The 17029-nt window shown below is 45.6% G+C and carries 15 protein-coding genes; 9 read left to right on the top strand and 6 right to left on the bottom strand.

Annotated features, from left to right (window positions below):
* From ntrC to glnA, 4 genes are all read right to left on the bottom strand, one after another.
* A partial coding sequence (gene ntrC, locus HOO90_RS10510; protein WP_292842794.1) for a nitrogen regulation protein NR(I) occupies positions 1–1370 on the bottom strand: 1370 nt, incomplete at its 3' end.
* Between the two features lie 131 nt (positions 1371–1501).
* Positions 1502–2593: a nitrogen regulation protein NR(II) gene (gene glnL / locus HOO90_RS10505; RefSeq protein ID WP_292842792.1), complete on the bottom strand. Its 1092-nt coding sequence runs from the start codon at positions 2591–2593 to the stop codon at positions 1502–1504.
* Between the two features lie 148 nt (positions 2594–2741).
* Positions 2742–3251 carry a DUF4124 domain-containing protein gene (locus tag HOO90_RS10500; RefSeq protein ID WP_292842790.1) on the bottom strand — a complete coding sequence of 170 codons (510 nt, stop codon included), beginning with the start codon at positions 3249–3251 and terminating at the stop codon, positions 2742–2744.
* A 166-nt stretch (positions 3252–3417) separates the two neighbouring features.
* The gene (gene glnA, locus HOO90_RS10495) at positions 3418–4827 is read right to left on the bottom strand and encodes a type I glutamate--ammonia ligase (protein ID WP_292842788.1); all 1410 of its coding nucleotides are present in this window, start codon (positions 4825–4827) and stop codon (positions 3418–3420) included.
* A gap of 312 nt (positions 4828–5139) precedes the next feature.
* Between glnA and HOO90_RS10490 the strand changes: the two genes are divergently transcribed.
* From HOO90_RS10490 to mtgA, 3 genes are read left to right on the top strand one after another with little or no spacing between them, the layout of a single operon-like run.
* Entirely contained in the window at positions 5140–5604 is a 465-nt protein-coding gene (locus HOO90_RS10490) for a rhodanese-like domain-containing protein (protein ID WP_292842786.1), read from the top strand.
* A gap of 34 nt (positions 5605–5638) precedes the next feature.
* Entirely contained in the window at positions 5639–6469 is an 831-nt protein-coding gene (gene aroE / locus HOO90_RS10485; RefSeq protein WP_292842784.1) for a shikimate dehydrogenase, read from the top strand.
* Positions 6470–6479: 10 nt separating this feature from the next.
* Positions 6480–7214, top strand: coding sequence for a monofunctional biosynthetic peptidoglycan transglycosylase (gene mtgA / locus HOO90_RS10480; protein WP_292842782.1), 735 nt, complete (start codon positions 6480–6482; stop codon positions 7212–7214).
* 69 nt (positions 7215–7283) lie between these two features.
* Here the strand turns inward: mtgA and HOO90_RS10475 are convergent, their stop codons facing one another.
* Together HOO90_RS10475 and uvrA are read right to left on the bottom strand one after the other, a co-directional pair.
* Positions 7284–7511, bottom strand: coding sequence for a DUF2798 domain-containing protein (locus tag HOO90_RS10475; protein ID WP_292842780.1), 228 nt, complete (start codon positions 7509–7511; stop codon positions 7284–7286).
* A gap of 34 nt (positions 7512–7545) precedes the next feature.
* A complete protein-coding gene (uvrA, locus tag HOO90_RS10470) occupies positions 7546–10359 on the bottom strand; it encodes an excinuclease ABC subunit UvrA (RefSeq protein ID WP_292842778.1) in 2814 nt (937 codons plus the stop codon).
* A gap of 184 nt (positions 10360–10543) precedes the next feature.
* Between uvrA and HOO90_RS10465 the strand changes: the two genes are divergently transcribed.
* The 6 genes from HOO90_RS10465 to aspS all read left to right on the top strand — a co-directional run.
* A complete protein-coding gene (locus HOO90_RS10465; protein WP_292842796.1) occupies positions 10544–11914 on the top strand; it encodes an MFS transporter in 1371 nt (456 codons plus the stop codon).
* Positions 11915–11916: 2 nt separating this feature from the next.
* Positions 11917–12429 carry a single-stranded DNA-binding protein gene (gene ssb / locus HOO90_RS10460; RefSeq protein ID WP_292842776.1) on the top strand — a complete coding sequence of 171 codons (513 nt, stop codon included), beginning with the start codon at positions 11917–11919 and terminating at the stop codon, positions 12427–12429.
* Between the two features lie 67 nt (positions 12430–12496).
* Positions 12497–15067 carry a bifunctional diguanylate cyclase/phosphodiesterase gene (locus HOO90_RS10455; RefSeq protein ID WP_292842774.1) on the top strand — a complete coding sequence of 857 codons (2571 nt, stop codon included), beginning with the start codon at positions 12497–12499 and terminating at the stop codon, positions 15065–15067.
* Positions 15068–15191: 124 nt separating this feature from the next.
* Positions 15192–15491, top strand: a complete 300-nt coding sequence (locus tag HOO90_RS10450) for a zinc ribbon domain-containing protein (RefSeq protein ID WP_292842772.1) — start codon at positions 15192–15194, stop codon at positions 15489–15491.
* Positions 15492–15507: 16 nt separating this feature from the next.
* Positions 15508–16134 carry a DUF502 domain-containing protein gene (locus HOO90_RS10445; protein WP_292842770.1) on the top strand — a complete coding sequence of 209 codons (627 nt, stop codon included), beginning with the start codon at positions 15508–15510 and terminating at the stop codon, positions 16132–16134.
* 59 nt (positions 16135–16193) lie between these two features.
* The coding region (aspS, locus tag HOO90_RS10440; protein ID WP_292842768.1) for an aspartate--tRNA ligase at positions 16194–17029 on the top strand (836 nt) is incomplete at its 3' end.

Here is a 17029-nt window from a genome sequence, read left to right as displayed (position 1 = left end):
TCCTGCACCTTACGCGTTAGCGTATTGCGCCCCATGCCTAGCTGATTCGCCGCCTCAATGCGGCGTCCATGCGTGTGTTCTAGAGCTTTTACGATTAAAATGCGCTCAAATATCTGGGTGCGGGTTTCAAGTATATTTTGTTCACCACGGTTGAGTGCATCCGTCACTTCACTGGCGAGGGCCTCTTGCCATGACAATGCTGCGGGTGATTTACTGCTGTCGTCCTTTAGTTCAGGCGGCAAATCGGCTACATCAATGTTTTGCCCTGGCGCCATCACGGTTAGCCAGTGGCAAACGTTTTCTAGCTGGCGTACATTGCCGCTCCAATTGACTGCACTTAAATATTTGAGTGCAGCCGCTGAGGGTTGTTTGGTTTCTACACCTAGCTCTGTGGCGCTGTGCTGTAAGAAATGTTTGATGAGTAATGGAATATCTTCACGGCGTTCGCGTAGCGCTGGCAACCTGAGTCGAATAACATTTAAACGATGAAATAAATCTTCACGGAATAAACCGTTTTTTACGCGTTCTTCTAAATCTTGATGGGTGGCAGCAATAATGCGAACATTCACTTTAATTGGTTGATGTCCTCCAACGCGGTAAAACTGCCCATCGCTTAATACGCGTAATAGCCGTGTTTGTAGGTCTGGCGGCATGTCGCCGATTTCGTCTAAAAATAGCGTGCCAGTATCCGCTTGTTCAAACCGTCCACGCCTAGAAGCTTGTGCACCTGTAAAGGCGCCACGTTCATGACCAAACAATTCCGATTCCAGCAGGTCTTTAGGAATTGCGGCGGTATTGATGGCAATAAAGGGTTTGTCGCCCCGCGGGCTGTGGCGGTGCAGTGCACGCGCTACAAGCTCTTTACCACTGCCAGATTCGCCATTAATAAGCACAGTCGCATGCGAGCGACTTAAGCGGCCTATGGCTCTAAAAACCTCCTGCATGGCGGGCGCTTGGCCAATAATCTCGGGCGTTACTTCAAGCGTTGTTGTTTCGGGTGCTTGCCTTGTGCTTTCTTCAACTGCACGCTTAATTACATCGATTGCTTGGTCAACGTCAAACGGTTTGGCTAGGTATTCAAATGCACCACCTTGAAAGGCTGCAACTGCGCTTTCTAAGTCGGAATAGGCAGTCATAATAATAACGGGAATATCTGGATATTTTTGCTTGATTTCGCTTAAAAAATCTAAGCCAGAACCATTTGGCATACGAATGTCGCTAACCACCACTTGTGGTTGGTCTCGCTCAAGGGCATTAAGCGCTTCTGCCACCGATGAAAAAGTTTTAAATTCTAAATCCGTGCGCGCAAGGGCTTTTTCAAATACCCAGCGAATTGATTTGTCGTCGTCGATAATCCAGATTGGTTTCACTTTTATCTATCCTAAAAGGTACACGTTTAAAGAGTTTCTGTCATTCTGACGTAGGTCAGAATCATGTACTTAGCTCACATTAGGTGGCATAAGCATGAGATGCTGAAACAAGTTCAGCGTGACAGTGTTGCTTATTGCTTAACAACAGGTTTAATCGCCGTGGTTTCAATCGGCAATAAAATTGTAAAGCAGGTTTTACCAGGCAAACTTTCGCATTCAATCATGCCGTGATGCTGGGTAATAAATGTTTGTGCTAATGTTAAACCTAAGCCCGAGCCACCTTCGCTGCCTGATACCAAGGGGTAAAAAATACGGTCGCGAATGTCTGCCGGTACGCCAGGACCGTTGTCGATAATTTCTAGTTTAATGGCCACGCGGTAGCGTTTTCTGGCTAAGGTTACTTGGCGCTCTGCGCGTGTTCTAAACGTAATTTGGCTAGCGGGAGTGTGGTGTGATTGCATGGCTTGCACCGCATTACGCGCGATATTCAGCACGGCTTGAATGAGTTTTTCGCGGTCGCCAATTAGTTCGGGCAGGCTTAAGTCATAGTCGCGCTTAATTAAAACAGCATTGGGCGTTTCTGCAAGTAGCAGGCTGCGCACGCGCTCTAGTACTTCGTGAATATTGGTCGGCTGATATTTGGGTACGCGATGCGGTATCAGTAGACGATCCATGAGTGATTGCAGGCGGTCGGCCTCTTTAATTATTACCTGAGTGTATTCACGCAAACTCGGCGAAGGCAATTCGTGCTCAAGCAGCTGTGCTGCACCTCGCAGGCCACCGAGTGGGTTGCGAATCTCGTGTGCAAGGTTGCGAAGTAACTCGGCATTGGCTTGCTGTTGTATCAGCATGCGCTCCTCGCGTGCGATGCGAAGCTGCGCATCCATTTGTTGAAACTCGAGTATTAAGCACGCGGTAGGCGCATCTATGGGCGTAGCGGTACAGGTAACGGCAAACGAATGATGCCGATTGGTTGTAATAGTAAATTCATGTTCCCGAAACGGGCTTTGTTGCAAAATTGCGTTATTAATGGCGGCCATTAAAATTTCACAGTCAGGAAAAACATCACTAATGAGCATGCCTGTTACGTGCGTTGCGCTAAAGGCAAAAATAATTTCTGCCCCTGGGTTGATGTAAACCACGCGGCGATTCTCATCGAGCAGTATGATGGCGGTTGCTAGATGTTCAAGCCCTGCAAAATGATTGGGTGTTGGTTGAACCATTAAATTGAGACCATAGTAATATTGAATTTAGCGCCTTTAAAATAAGCTTATCAAGGATATTACTATGTATAAAGCAAAAGATAGACCAACTATTTAAATTGGACTATCTTTGATGTGGATTTGAGTAGAATTAAATTTTAAAACTGAATTAACGCAGGTTATCGAGTTCTTTTTGCAGCAATTTAATGTTGTTTTCGTGGCTATCAACGTCTTCTTGCAAGGCTTTCATTTTTTCTTGAAATTTAGCAACGTTGCGCATGGTAGCGCCAGTCGGCGTTTTGTAGACCTCAGGTTTGGATTCGCCCTCGGCATAGGCCTTTTTGGCTTCTTCTAACGCGGCTTTTTCTGCATCCAGTTCGCTTTGTAGTATCTCTTGGCGCTTGCCATCGCGACTGGTTTGCGTTTGTTTATCTACTTTAGGAAAGCCCTCAGGGGTCGCAGTGCGCTTGTTAGCGCTTGCCGATTCCCCTTTGCTTTTAGGTTTAACGCTTGAAATGGTGTTAGCGTCAGGGTCAAACTCCAAACGGGTAGCGCCTGGCGTTTTGATATTGGAATAAGTAATGCGGCCATCAGCATCCACGCGTTTATAAATTTCAGCAAACGCGTTGGTAGAAAAGGCCGTAATCAACAAACTAACAAGCGACAGAATTTTTTTCATAACAATAGTTTAGTAGAGTTATCCAAGTTAGGCAATGTAGTTAGCAAACGTGTGATTTGTGCTTAGGTTGACGTTAACTAGGGTTCACGTCAAGCGGACAAGAGTAAATGGCAATAAAAAAGGGGCGATATCATCGCCCCTTTTGAGTGCTGCAACTAATGAAATATTAGCAAGAGTAGTACAAACCAAACTCTGCAGGATGCGGAGTCATGCGGATTTTGTTCACTTCTTCCATTTTTAATGCAATGTAGGCATCAATCCAGTCGTTAGTGAAAACGCCACCTTTAGTTAAGAACTCGCGGTCTTTATCTAATTCTGCGAGCGCTTCTTCTAAAGATGCGCAAACGGTTGGGATTTGTGCATCTTCTTCAGCAGGTAGATGGTACAAATCTTTAGTGGCTGGTTCACCTGGGTGAATCTTGTTCTGTACGCCATCTAAACCCGCCATGAGCAAGGCTGAGAATGCCAAGTAGGGGTTGGCGATTGGGTCTGGGAAGCGCGCTTCAACACGGCGACCTTTGTCAGAATGCACAAAAGGAATACGGATAGAAGCTGAGCGGTTTTTAGCAGAGTAAGCCAACTTAACTGGCGCTTCAAAATGTGGTACTAAGCGTTTGTATGAGTTTGTACCTGGGTTAGTAATCGCATTCAATGCTTTGGCGTGTTTAATAATGCCGCCAATGTAGTAAAGCGCAAACTCGCTCAAGCCCGCATAGCCGTTACCTGCGAACAGGTTTTTGCCATCTTTCCAAACAGATTGGTGAACGTGCATACCAGAACCATTATCGCCTGCGAATGGTTTTGGCATAAATGTCGCCGTTTTGCCGTAAGCGTGAGCGGTGTTCAAAATCACGTATTTTTGAATTTGAGTCCAGTCAGCACGTTGCGTTAAAGTGCTGAATTTAGTGCCAATTTCACATTGGCCAGCCGTTGCAACTTCATGGTGGTGCACTTCAACAGGCACGCCCATTGCTTCTAAGGTAATACACATGGCTGAACGGATATCGTGCAATGAATCGACAGGTGGTACAGGGAAATAGCCGCCTTTAACGCCTGGACGGTGTCCAGTGTTGCCGCCTTCAAATTTTTCGCCAGATGCCCAAGCACCTTCTTCTGAATTGATGCGAACTGAGCTGCCGCTCATTGAAACATCCCATTGAATGCTGTCAAAAATGAAGAATTCAGGCTCTGGACCGAAATAAGCGGTATCGCCTAAACCAGTTGATTTTAAGTAAGCCTCCGCACGTTTAGCCAAGCTACGTGGATCACGCTCGTAACCTTTGCCATCGGTTGGGTCTACCACGTCACAGGTTAATACCAGTGTTGGCTCATCCATAAATGGGTCGATATTAGCAGTAGAGGGGTCTGGCATCAGTTGCATGTCAGAGGCTTGAATGCCTTTCCAACCGGCGATTGAAGAGCCGTCAAAGGCGTGGCCTTCAGTAAATTTATCTTCATTAAAGTGAGAAACAGGCACGGTAACGTGTTGTTCTTTACCGCGCGTATCGGTAAAACGAAAATCAACAAATTTAATGTCGTTATCGATAACTAATTTCATTACATTTTCCACTGACATCAGAATCTCCTATTTGAGGTGTGGGTTTGGATATAAATCAAAAATTTCAACTCAGTAGATTAGCAGGAAACGTGCCAATCTGAAAAGGCTTAACCAAGGCTTTTTTCAATAATGGCTCAAATACGAATTAAAACACAGCACACATTTAGTGCAATACGCCAATTTTATGCACCATATAAGTGCATTTGGTTTGCTGAAGAAATGGACCAAAATTTTTATATTTTTCTAAATCGCTGTAGACAAAAAATATTGAATGTAGAATTATGCAAACAACATTCTTTAAATCAGTAAAATAATTGATAGGGTGAACTTATGAGCAATCAGCAAACAATTTTAACGTTAGCGCAAAAGCGCGGGGCAGAAAAAAATCTACCCTATGCAGGTGCGCTGACACCGCAAGAAGCCTTTGAGATTTTGCAGGACGATACTAAAGCGCTATTAGTAGATGTGCGAACTAAAGCCGAACTGGAATTAGTCGGTCGCGTTCCCAATGCGGTGAATGTGGAATGGGCATTTTACCCCGGCATGGTGGCGAATGATGACTTTGCCGAGCAGTTATCCGCAGAATTAAATAAACGCCGTTTTGATAAAAAATCAGTATTGATATTTCTGTGCCGCACTGGCGCACGTTCAAATAACGCGGCTAGCGTGGCCGCTACGCTGGGCTATACGCAGGCCTATAACACCTTGGAAGGCTTTGAGGGTGAGGCGAATGGCGCGAAGCAGCGCACCTTGATTAACGGCTGGAAGCATGCGAATTTGCCATGGTCAAATTAAAATCAGGTCAAATATAAATGAGTCTAACTAAATAATGACCGACCTATATGCTGTCATTGGTCATCCAATCGCGCATAGTAAATCACCCCTGATACATGAAGCCTTTGCTAAGCAGACGAATCAGGATATGCGCTATGAGCCCATTTTAGGGCCGTTGGATGGCTTTGAAGCGACGGTTCACGACTTGATAGCCAAAGGCTATAAGGGCGTAAATGTCACCGTGCCATTTAAGTTTGAAGCATTTAAATTCGCAAAACAACCTTCAAAACGGGCGATTTTTGCGGGTGCTGCCAATACATTGAGCTTTGCTGATGAAGTGCGCGCGGATAATACCGATGGAGCAGGGTTGGTGCGTGACATTGAAGGTAATCTTAAGGTAAGCATCGCAGCTAAAAGCATTTTGCTGATTGGTGCTGGCGGCGCGGCGGAAGGTGTATTGCAACCGTTATTGGAAGCGAAGCCAAAATTACTGGTGATTGCCAATCGCACGCTAGAAAAAGCACAGGATATGGTGAAAAAAGTCGAGCGGCAGAAAAGCGATTCGCCCACCACATTAACAGGATGCACGTTTGCTGACTTGCAATCTCAACAATTTGATATTGTCATTAACGCGACTTCGGCAGGTTTAACCGAGACGGCTTTACCGATTCCCAACAGCCTCTTTGCTAAAAATTGCTTAGCCTACGACATGATGTACGGCCGTGAAACGCCCTTTATGCAGCAGGCGCGGCAAAATGGCGCGCAAGTGGCAGATGGCCTTGGCATGCTGGTAGAACAGGCGGCGGAGGCATTTTATATCTGGCGTGGTGTGCGACCAGAAACTAGAACTGTCATACAGCAAATCAGAAATTTACCGAAAGCCTAATTAAAATAGTATGAAAAAGTGGCTATTTAACAAGCGCCCCAATGCAGCGCCTTTGAGTTTTAGTGGTTACCTTACACGTGGCTTGGCGCTATTTTTTTTGTTACTTTTTTTGTATCAACTTTGGATTTTTCTGCACATTTGTTGGTGGATTAAATTTAACCCATCGTCCAGCGCCTTTATGGAAGACCGCTTGGACGTGATTCAAGAAAAAAATCCGGACGCTGAGTTGAAATATAAGTGGGTGGATTACGCCAAAATCTCTAGCAATCTTAAGCGCGCTGTCATTGCAAGTGAAGATGCCAAGTTTGTTGACCATGAAGGCTTTGATTGGGAAGGCATACAAAAAGCTTACGAAAAAAATCTGAAAAAAGGCAAAATCGTAGCCGGCGGCTCAACCATTAGTCAGCAATTAGCTAAGAACTTGTTTTTGTCCACCAAGCGTACCCCTTGGCGCAAGGGCGAAGAAGCGCTAATCACCGTGATGCTGGAAAATATTCTGAGCAAACGCCGTATTTTAGAGATTTATTTGAACGTGATTGAATGGGGCAATGGTGTGTTTGGTGCCGAGGCGGCGTCTAGACATTATTACAAAACCAGCGCGGCCAAACTCAGTAGCGGGCAAGCGGCAAAATTGGCGGCCATGATTCCTAACCCGCGTTTTTACGATAAGCATCAATCGACTTCCTATTTAAATCGCAGAACGGCCACCATACAAGCCAGAATGCGCTTTGCAGAAGTGCCATAACATTGAAAGTTGATGCCCTGGGAGCCGCATAGATACTGGCTCGCAGGCCATCTGTTTTTTCGGTGATTTTTAAGATTCAGTTAACAATGTAACGATTTTTCTGACAATTGGTGCAACAACAAATATCGCGGGAAACGCGATTGGCCAGGCATGAATAAATGCCCGCCCCCATTGCGAAATAAACTGATTATTAATACCAGCAAATAACGCCGTTAGTACGCCAGACATGATGGCTGCCATGAGCAAGGACATGACAAAGGCAAATAAAATATTTGCGTACTTTTTAGGTATTTTCATAGCAAATTTCTTAAATCAAAAGTCTCAAATAAATTTACAGCATCGCCTTGAGATATTTAGCCGTGTAACTTTCTGTACTTAAGGCCACTTGTTCTGGTGTGCCTTCGGCAATAATGGTTCCGCCACCATCGCCACCTTCTGGCCCCATGTCGACTATCCAATCGGCAGTTTTAATCACGTCTAGATTATGCTCGATAATCACAATGGTATTGCCTGCATCGCGTAAACGATGAATCACATCAAGCAATAGTTGAATGTCGGCAAAGTGTAAGCCGGTTGTGGGCTCATCTAAAATATATAGCGTACGGCCTGTATCGCGTTTGCTGAGTTCAAGCGCTAGTTTAACGCGTTGCGCTTCGCCGCCGCTTAAAGTCGTCGCACTTTGCCCGAGCGTGATGTAACCCAAACCCACATCAAGCAGTGTTTTCAATTTGCGCGAAATAACCGGCTGTGCACTAAAAAAACTATGCGCCTGTTCAACGGTCATTTCTAACACTTCATGAATATTTTTGCCTTTGAACTGAATCTCCAAAGTTTCGCGGTTGTAGCGGTGGCCTTTACACACATCGCACGGCACGTAAACGTCTGGCAAAAAATGCATTTCTACACGTAGCACACCGTCGCCTTGGCAAGCCTCGCAGCGCCCACCTTTTACATTGAATGAATATCTACCAGGCCCATAACCGCGCACGCGGCTTTCTGGTACGCCAGCAAATAAATCGCGAATTGGCGTGAATAACCCAGTGTATGTTGCAGGGTTTGAGCGCGGTGTGCGACCAATTGGGCTTTGGTCAACATCCACTACTTTGTCAAAAAATGCTAAGCCGTCGATTTCGTTATACGGTGCTGGTTCTGTGCTGCTGCCGTATAAATGCTGTGAAACTACGCGGTATAGGGTGTCATTAATCAGCGTCGATTTTCCACTACCAGAAACGCCGGTGATGCAGCTAAGTAAGCCGACAGGTAATTTGAGCGTGACGTTTTTTAGATTATTGCCTGTGGAGTTGCTCAATTTCAGCCAGCGCGCTGGGTCAGCCTGCGTACGTTTTTTGTTATAGAGGATTTGCTTTTTGCCGCTTAAATATTCGCCTGTGAGCGAATTGGGATTCGCTAATACTTCTGCTGGTGTGCCTTCAGCCACAATCTTGCCACCATGTTCGCCAGCACCTGGTCCAATATCCACCACGTAATCGGCCGCTAAAATCGCGTCATGGTCGTGCTCCACCACAATCACGCTGTTGCCAATATCACGCAGGCGTTTTAGCGTTTCTAATAATCTATCGTTGTCACGCTGATGTAAACCTATGGACGGCTCATCAAGTACATACATTACACCTGTTAAGCCGCTGCCGATTTGTGAAGCTAGGCGAATGCGTTGCGCCTCACCGCCTGACAGCGTTTCAGCGGAGCGTGAAAGCGATAAATACTCCAAGCCAACGTTGGTTAAAAACTTCAGGCGGTTGCTAATCTCTTTGACGATTTTATCCGCAATCGCAAGTTTTGCGCCTGTTAATTCAAGGCTATCAAAGAAAGTAAGCGCTAACTTTAATGGCACTTCGCAGACTTCATGAATGTTTTTATTGCCCACTTTTACGTGGCGCGCTTCTTTACGCAAACGTGTGCCAGCACAATCTGGGCAGCTTTGTGTATTTAAATATTTTGCCAGCTCTTCACGTACTGTTTGCGAATCCGTTTCGTGATAACGGCGTTGCAGGTTGTTTAAAATGCCTTCAAACGCATGCTTTTTTTCAAAGAAAACGCCGCGTTCATTCAGGTATTTAAACGGCATCAATTCTTTACCGCTGCCGTTGAGCAAAACTTTTTGTATGTACTCAGGCAATTTTTCAAAAGCGGTATCAAGATTAAAGTTGTAGTGTGTAGCGATACTGGCCAACATTTGGAAGTAAAACTGATTGCGTTTATCCCAGCCTTTAATTGCACCCGCAGCAAGGGATAAATGCGGAAAGGCTACCACGCGTTTAGGGTCAAAAAAGTTGATATTCCCTAAGCCGTCGCACTTTGGGCATGCGCCCATTGGATTGTTAAACGAGAATAGGCGTGGCTCTAATTCGGCAAGTGAGTAGTCACACACGGGGCATGAAAACTTGGCTGAAAAAAGATGTTCTTTGTCGGTATCCATCTCAACCGCAATGGCTTTGCCTTCTGCCAAACGCAATGCAGTTTCGAAGGATTCGGCGATACGCTGTTTCATGTCTTGCTTGACTTTAATGCGGTCAATCACCACTTCAACATTGTGTTTGGTGGTTTTGGTCAGCTGTGGCAAGGCATCTACTTCATAAATCTTGCCATCTACACGCAAGCGCACAAAACCTTGCGATTTCAACTCTTCAAATAAATCGAGTTGCTCGCCTTTGCGATTGCTTACCACGGGCGCCAGTATCATGAGCTTGGTTTCTTCAGGCAAGGCTAGAATATGGTCAACCATCTGGCTCACGGTTTGCGCTTCTAGCTTAATGCCATGTTCTGGACACTCTGGGTCACCTGCGCGGGCGTAAAGCAAACGCAGATAATCGTGAATTTCAGTCACGGTGCCGACTGTTGAACGCGGATTGTGCGAGGTGGATTTTTGCTCAATCGAAATTGCAGGCGATAAACCTTCAATTAAATCAACATCGGGTTTATCCATGCGCGCCAAAAACTGACGTGCATAAGCCGATAGCGATTCAACATAGCGACGCTGGCCTTCAGCATACAGCGTATCAAACGCTAATGATGATTTACCAGAGCCCGATAAGCCCGTAATAACCACCAGTTTATTTCTTGGAATATCCAGAGAAATATTTTTTAAATTGTGCGTTCTTGCACCACGTATTTTGATGAATTCCATAATGCTTTTACGAAAATTAAGGCAACCTGCTAATATACCTACTTTTAAGCGTTTAGCTAACTATTTTTCAGGCCTTCTAGTTTACATGTCCAATTCAAAGCATCATTCAGACAATCAAACACACGATCTTTTCGCTGATATTGCGGTAGATACCCTGACGTCACTTGATATTCCGAACGACAAAATGACGCCTGTTGAAATGCGCGCTACGCTGAGTTTGGCTTCTATCTACGGTTTGCGGATGTTCGGCATGTTTTCTATTTTGCCAATATTTGCTATTTACGCGTCGACTCTACCTGATAAACCGAGTAGCTTGATGATTGGCATTGCATTAGGTGCTTATGGTCTGACACAAGCGCTATTTCAATTGCCGTTTGGCATGGCATCCGATAAATTTGGTCGCAAGCCAATGATTTATTTAGGGCTGGCGATTTTTGCAGTGGGGAGCATGGTGGCGGCATTGGCCATGAATGTTGAGGGCATTATTGTCGGCCGAGCAATTCAAGGCGCAGGCGCTGTTTCCGCAGTGGTAACGGCATTATTGGCAGATTTAACGCGCGATGAGAATCGCACTAAAGCCATGGCAACCATCGGCGGCACCATTGGCGTGGCGTTTGCACTTTCACTGGTGGGTGGGCCCCTTTTAAACCAATGGATAGGCGTTCCCGGTATATTTTTGATGACGGCCGTATTAACTCTAACGGCGATTGCTGTAGTGAAGTTTGTTGTGCCTGATCCTGTGCATAGCCATTATCATTCGGACGCCAGTGCTGCGCCAGAAAAGCTAAAAGGCGTGCTGAAAAATACGCAATTATTGCGCTTGAATTTTGGGATATTTGCCCTGCATGCCGCGCAAATGGCCATGTTTGTCGTAGTGCCGTTTGCCATTACAAAATCCAGTAATTTGGAGGTTAATCAGCATTGGTACATTTATTTACCAGTGTTGCTGTCCTCTTTTGTGTTTATGGTGCCAGCGATTATTTACGCAGAAAAGCAAGCTAAAATGAAACAGGTGTTCGTGGCGGCGGTAGCAACCATGTTGCTTGCGCAGCTTGTTTTTGCAGGCTCAATTCAACATTTCTGGGGTATTGTGTTTTCACTCACGCTGTACTTTATCGCGTTTAATGTACTCGAAGCCTCGTTGCCCTCAATCATTAGCAAAATGGCGCCAGCGGAAGCTAAGGGCACGGCGATGGGCGTTTATAACACCGCGCAATCTTTGGGCGTATTCGCAGGTGGCGCATTGGGAGGGTATTTGTCGCATCGCTATGGCTTTGCCAGCGTGTTTATTTTTTGTAGCGCAATGATGCTTTTATGGCTAATATTTGCATATTCAATGCAAGCGCCACCAGCAGTTAAAACTAAAATGTACAGTTTGGATGAAACTACACCAGTTTTGAATGCCGATAGTGCTGCGAGCCTAAACGCTAAACTTGTTAAATTAATTGGTGTAATAGAAGCAGTCGTATTGCCGCAAGAACGCACCGTGATATTGAAAATAGATAAATCGCAAGATTGGGACGAAGCCCAAGTGCATAAATTGTTGAGAGGATAAAAATGGCATCAGTCAATAAAGTAATTTTGGTCGGTAATTTAGGGCGTGACCCGGAGGTTCGGTTTATGCCGAATGGTGAAGCGGTCTGTAACTTTAGCATTGCCACTACAGATAGCTGGAAAGATAAATCTGGCGCTAAGCAAGAACGTACTGAATGGCACAACATTGTGATGTATCGCAAACTGGCTGAAATTGCAGGTGAATACCTTAAAAAAGGCCGCCCAGTGTATGTAGAAGGCCGTTTACAAACGCGTAAATGGCAAACCAAAGAAGGTCAAGACCGTTACACCACAGAGATTATCGCAGACCAAATGCAAATGCTGGGTGGACGTGAGGGTGGCTCAAACGCCAGCTATGAGGGTGGTATCGACCAAAGTAGTAGCGCAAGCGATTACAATCAAGCACCGTCGAGCAATCAAGGCGGTTCTTCGTCAGGCCAGTCCGCAAAACAAGCACCAGCGAAATCAACAGGCGGTTCTGGCTTCGATGATTTTGAAGACGACATTCCGTTTTAGAGATGTTATCGCTAATGAATAGGTAACCTAAAATAGTTCTGCAAACGATGATAGATAGCACTGACTCTTGAATATTTTTTGGAACACACCGCTTGTTGCTTTATCGGTATTGGTGGCAGTCACTGGTGCTTTTACCGCTTTAACACATGCATCTCGCATGTGGCATTCTCAGGGGCGTTCAGCACTAGTCTGGATGATTGCGGGAGGCGTAACATTAGGCTTGGCAATCTGGTCGACGCACTTCATCGGCATGCTGGCTTTTCACTTATCTGCGCCCCTGAATTATGATTTATCTCTAACACTAATCTCTGTGCTACCCGCAATCGCTACGGCATTATTCGGTTTTTATGTTTTACGTGGGCCTGATAATGGGCATTTACGTTTCTTTACTGCCAGTGTGTTGATTTTGCTAGGGATTAGTGCGATGCACTACACAGGCATGGCGGCACTGAAAATGTTACCCCCAATCCAATACAATTTCAGCGGTCAGGTAGTAGCGGTGCTTATTACCTCAGCGCTCGCAATATGGGTTGCCTTGTGGTTGGTGTATCGAGCCGAAAAATCACCTCTGCCAGAATATCTTAGCTTTGCACTTGGTAGTGTGTTTATCGGGCTTGCCATTGCCGGTGTGCATTACGAGGCCATGCAGGTGCTTGTGTTAAAGCATGACAGTGTGAGTGTGGTGACCGGCAGCCCAATTGATAAGGATATGCTGGCAATTTTTATCGCGCTAGCCTCCTTTTTTTGGTTTGCTGGCGGCCTACTGGCAGCATTGTTAGATCGACGTCTTATTAATAAGCATAGCCGAGCGCTCACAGAACTCCAACGTTTACACACTTCATTGGAAAAATCAGCAAGTGAGCAGGCCGCCTCCATGTTGAACGATTTAAGCGAGAGCGAAAAGAAAATGCGCTCTGTGGTTGAAGGTGCGTTGGATTGCATTGTCATGATGGATGACAAAGGCAATATCGTAGAATTCAATCCCGCCGCGGAACGCACCTTTGGCTATAAACGCGAAGATGTACTTGGTAAAAACCTTGCGGAAGTGATTGTTCCGCCTGCAGCAAGGCAGGCGCATAACAATGGATTCAACCATTTTGGCAAAACGGGGCAGTCCACCATGCTTGGTAAGCGCATTGAGTTAAATGCCATGCGCGCCAATGGTAGAGAGTTTCCGGTGGAGTTGGCTATTACCGCGTTCGATTGGACGGGCTCACGCATGCTAGTGGGATTTTTACGTGACATTACCGAACGAAAACAAGCGGAGCATGAGATTAACAATCTCGCTTTTTTTGACCCACTGACTAAGTTACCTAACCGACGGTTATTGCGTGAACGTTTAGAGTCAACGCTTTTGGCAGATTCTACTTATAAAACCTATAGTGCTATTTTGTTCATTGACCTCGATAATTTTAAGATACTCAATGATACGCGCGGGCATGACGTTGGTGATTTATTGTTGATTGAAGTGGCCGAGCGCTTAAAATCTTGCGTGAGGTCTGAAGACACTGTTGCGCGTCTGGGCGGCGATGAATTTGTGGTTATTTTGGAAAATTTAAGTGCTGATATTGAGCAGGCGACCGGCCAAGCAGAAGTTGTCGGCGAAAAAATCAGAAAAACCTTGGGTCAGCTCTATCTCATTCAGGACTTTGATCATTACAGCACGCCGAGTATTGGTATCAGCATGTTTCACAGCCAGGAAATGTCGGTTGATGAATTGTTAAAACGAGCCGATACCGCCATGTATCAAGCCAAACAAGCGGGGCGCAATGCGGTGCGCTTTTTTGATCCTGCCATGCAGGCGGCGCTAGAAGCACGTGCCGCACTTGAAGAGGATTTGCGCTTTGCCTTAGAAAGTGATCAGTTAAAACTTTTATTGCAAATGCAGGTAAATGAGGCGAATCAGATTATTGGTGCTGAGGCGCTAATTCGTTGGGAACATCCAGAGCAAGGCATGATCTATCCTTCTCAATTCGTACCCTTTGCTGAAGAATCTTTGTTGATTCTGCCCATCGGCCAATGGGTGCTTGAAACGGCCTGTTTGCAGTTGCTGGAATGGCAAAATAACCCATTAACTCAGGATTTGAACTTGGCGATTAATGTCAGTGCAAGGCAGTTCCGTCAAGCAAACTTTGTCGAGCAGATTCGATCAACACTGGCCAAATTTGAAATTCCGCCGAACAAACTCAAGTTGGAGCTGACCGAAAGCTTGGTGTTCGACAATATTGCCGACTCGATTAAAAAAATGCGCGAATTACGGGCCATCGGCATCCATTTTGCGATGGACGATTTTGGCACTGGCTACGCTTCGTTAATCTACCTAAAAAGCTTGCCGCTTAGTCAAATCAAGATTGATCGCAGTTTTGTGCGTGATATTGCCATCGATAAAGACGATGAGATTATCGTGCAAACCATTATCAGCATGGCGCACAATTTAGGTTTAGAAGTGATTGCAGAAGGGGTTGAAACGGTTGAGCAGCTTGAATTCTTGCGTAAGAGTGGCTGCAAGGCTTTTCAAGGTCACTTGTTTAGCAAGCCGCTTTCTCAAGTGGATTTTAATCGACTTATCAGTCAAGGCGTCAGTGATAACGACAGATTCCCAGCCATCACCTATAGCCCGCTCGCCCTTTGGAGCTAGGTAAATAGCGTAAATCCTTTAATCCCAGCGTTTTAAATTTTAATGCCCGTTAATTTTTGGGGATTAGCCTAGTCGCCAAATAAGGTATAATTCGTGGTTATCTAACTGTTTGCTGAGGTATTTTATGCCTATTTACGATTATCAATGTACAAGTTGCGGCCATAAGGCTGAAGTTATGCGCAAAATCAGTGCGGCAAGCACTGAAACCTGCCCAGAATGTGGTACAGAAACATTTAGTAAACAATTGTCTGCACCTAGCTTTCAGCTAAGTGGCAGTGGCTGGTATGCTACCGATTTTAAAAACGGCGGTAGTAAGGCAAGTCCGAGCAAACCCGACAGTGCAAGCGGTGAGTCTGCGACCGAAAAAAAATCTGAAGTTGCTGCTACGCCAGCGCCATGTGCCACGGGTTGCGCCTGCCATTAAGTTAATTTAAAAACGCATGAAAAAATATTTTATTACCGGTTTATTAGTGCTTGTGCCGCTGTTTATCACCGCTTGGGTGCTTTCCGGCATCATCGGTATGATGGATAACAGCTTATATCTGCTCCCCGAAAATTGGCGACCCAAAGCACAATTAGGGCTGGAGATTCCTGGGGTAGGCGCGTTACTTACCTTGTTGATTATTTTTCTCACAGGCGTTATTGCCACCAATATTTTTGGTAGGCAATTGATTTTGCTGTGGGAGGCCCTCCTTGCACGGGTGCCCGTGGTTAAGTCAATTTATGCTAGTGTGAAGCAAGTTTCGGATACGCTATTTTCAGACTCTGGCAACGCTTTTCGCCAAGCCGTTTTAGTGCAATTTCCGCGTGAGGGTACTTGGACAATCGCTTTTGTCACAGGCAAACCAGGAGGCGATGTGGCGAATCATTTGCCGGGCGATTTTGTTAGCATTTACGTGCCAACCACACCAAACCCAACAGGGGGCTACTTTTTGATGGTGCCGCGTGCTGATTTGATTGCGCTGGATATGAGCGTCGATGAGGCCTTAAAGTACATCATTAGCATGGGCGTTGTAGCCCCGCCCGATAAATTTAAAACAAAAACACAGCAAAAAGTATCGCAGTAGCAACTCATTAGTATTTATAAACCATTCGATTAACCGACTTTATAACAAGACTTAACATTATGCGTACACATTACTGCGGTCATTTAAACCGCTCACACATTGGCCAAACAGTTACTTTATGCGGTTGGGCGCACCGTCGCCGTGACCACGGTGGCGTAATTTTTATTGACTTGCGTGACCGTGAAGGCTTGGCGCAAATTGTAGTTAATCCTGACGCAAAAGCCGCGTTCACCATCGCTGAAAGCATACGTAGTGAATACGTGCTTAAAGTGACGTGTGTGGTTAATGCGCGTCCAGAAGGCGCCACCAATGCTAATTTAGCCACTGGTGAAGTCGAGATGATAGCCACTGAGATTGAAATTCTCAACGCCTCACTCACCCCGCCGTTCCAACTAGACGATGACAACCTCACTGAAACTGTGCGTTTAGAGCACCGCTACATTGACTTACGTCGCCCAGCAATGCAAAAAAATCTGATGCTACGTTATAAAGTTTCTAAAAATTTACGCGATTATTTAGATGCGAATGGCTTCATAGAAGTTGAAACACCGATGCTGACACGCTCAACCCCAGAAGGTGCGCGTGATTACTTGGTGCCAAGCCGCGTTCACGCTGGTCAGTTTTTCGCATTGCCGCAATCACCACAACTGTTCAAACAATTATTGATGGTGTCAGGTTTCGACCGTTATTTCCAAATCACTAAATGCTTCCGCGATGAAGATTTACGTGCTGACCGTCAGCCAGAATTCACGCAAGTAGATATCGAAACATCGTTTATGACTGAAAATCAAATCATGGACATTGTTGAAGAGATGATTCGTCAAATGCTGAAAAAAGTGCAAAACGTAGATTTGCCAGCCGCATTCCCACGTATGTCATTCCACGAGGCAATGAC

This window comes from Methylotenera sp. (genome assembly GCF_013141425.1).
Classification (GTDB): Bacteria; Pseudomonadota; Gammaproteobacteria; order Burkholderiales; family Methylophilaceae; genus Methylotenera.
Note: the sequence above shows the minus strand (reverse complement) of the source record. Positions and strands in the feature narration are given on the sequence as shown.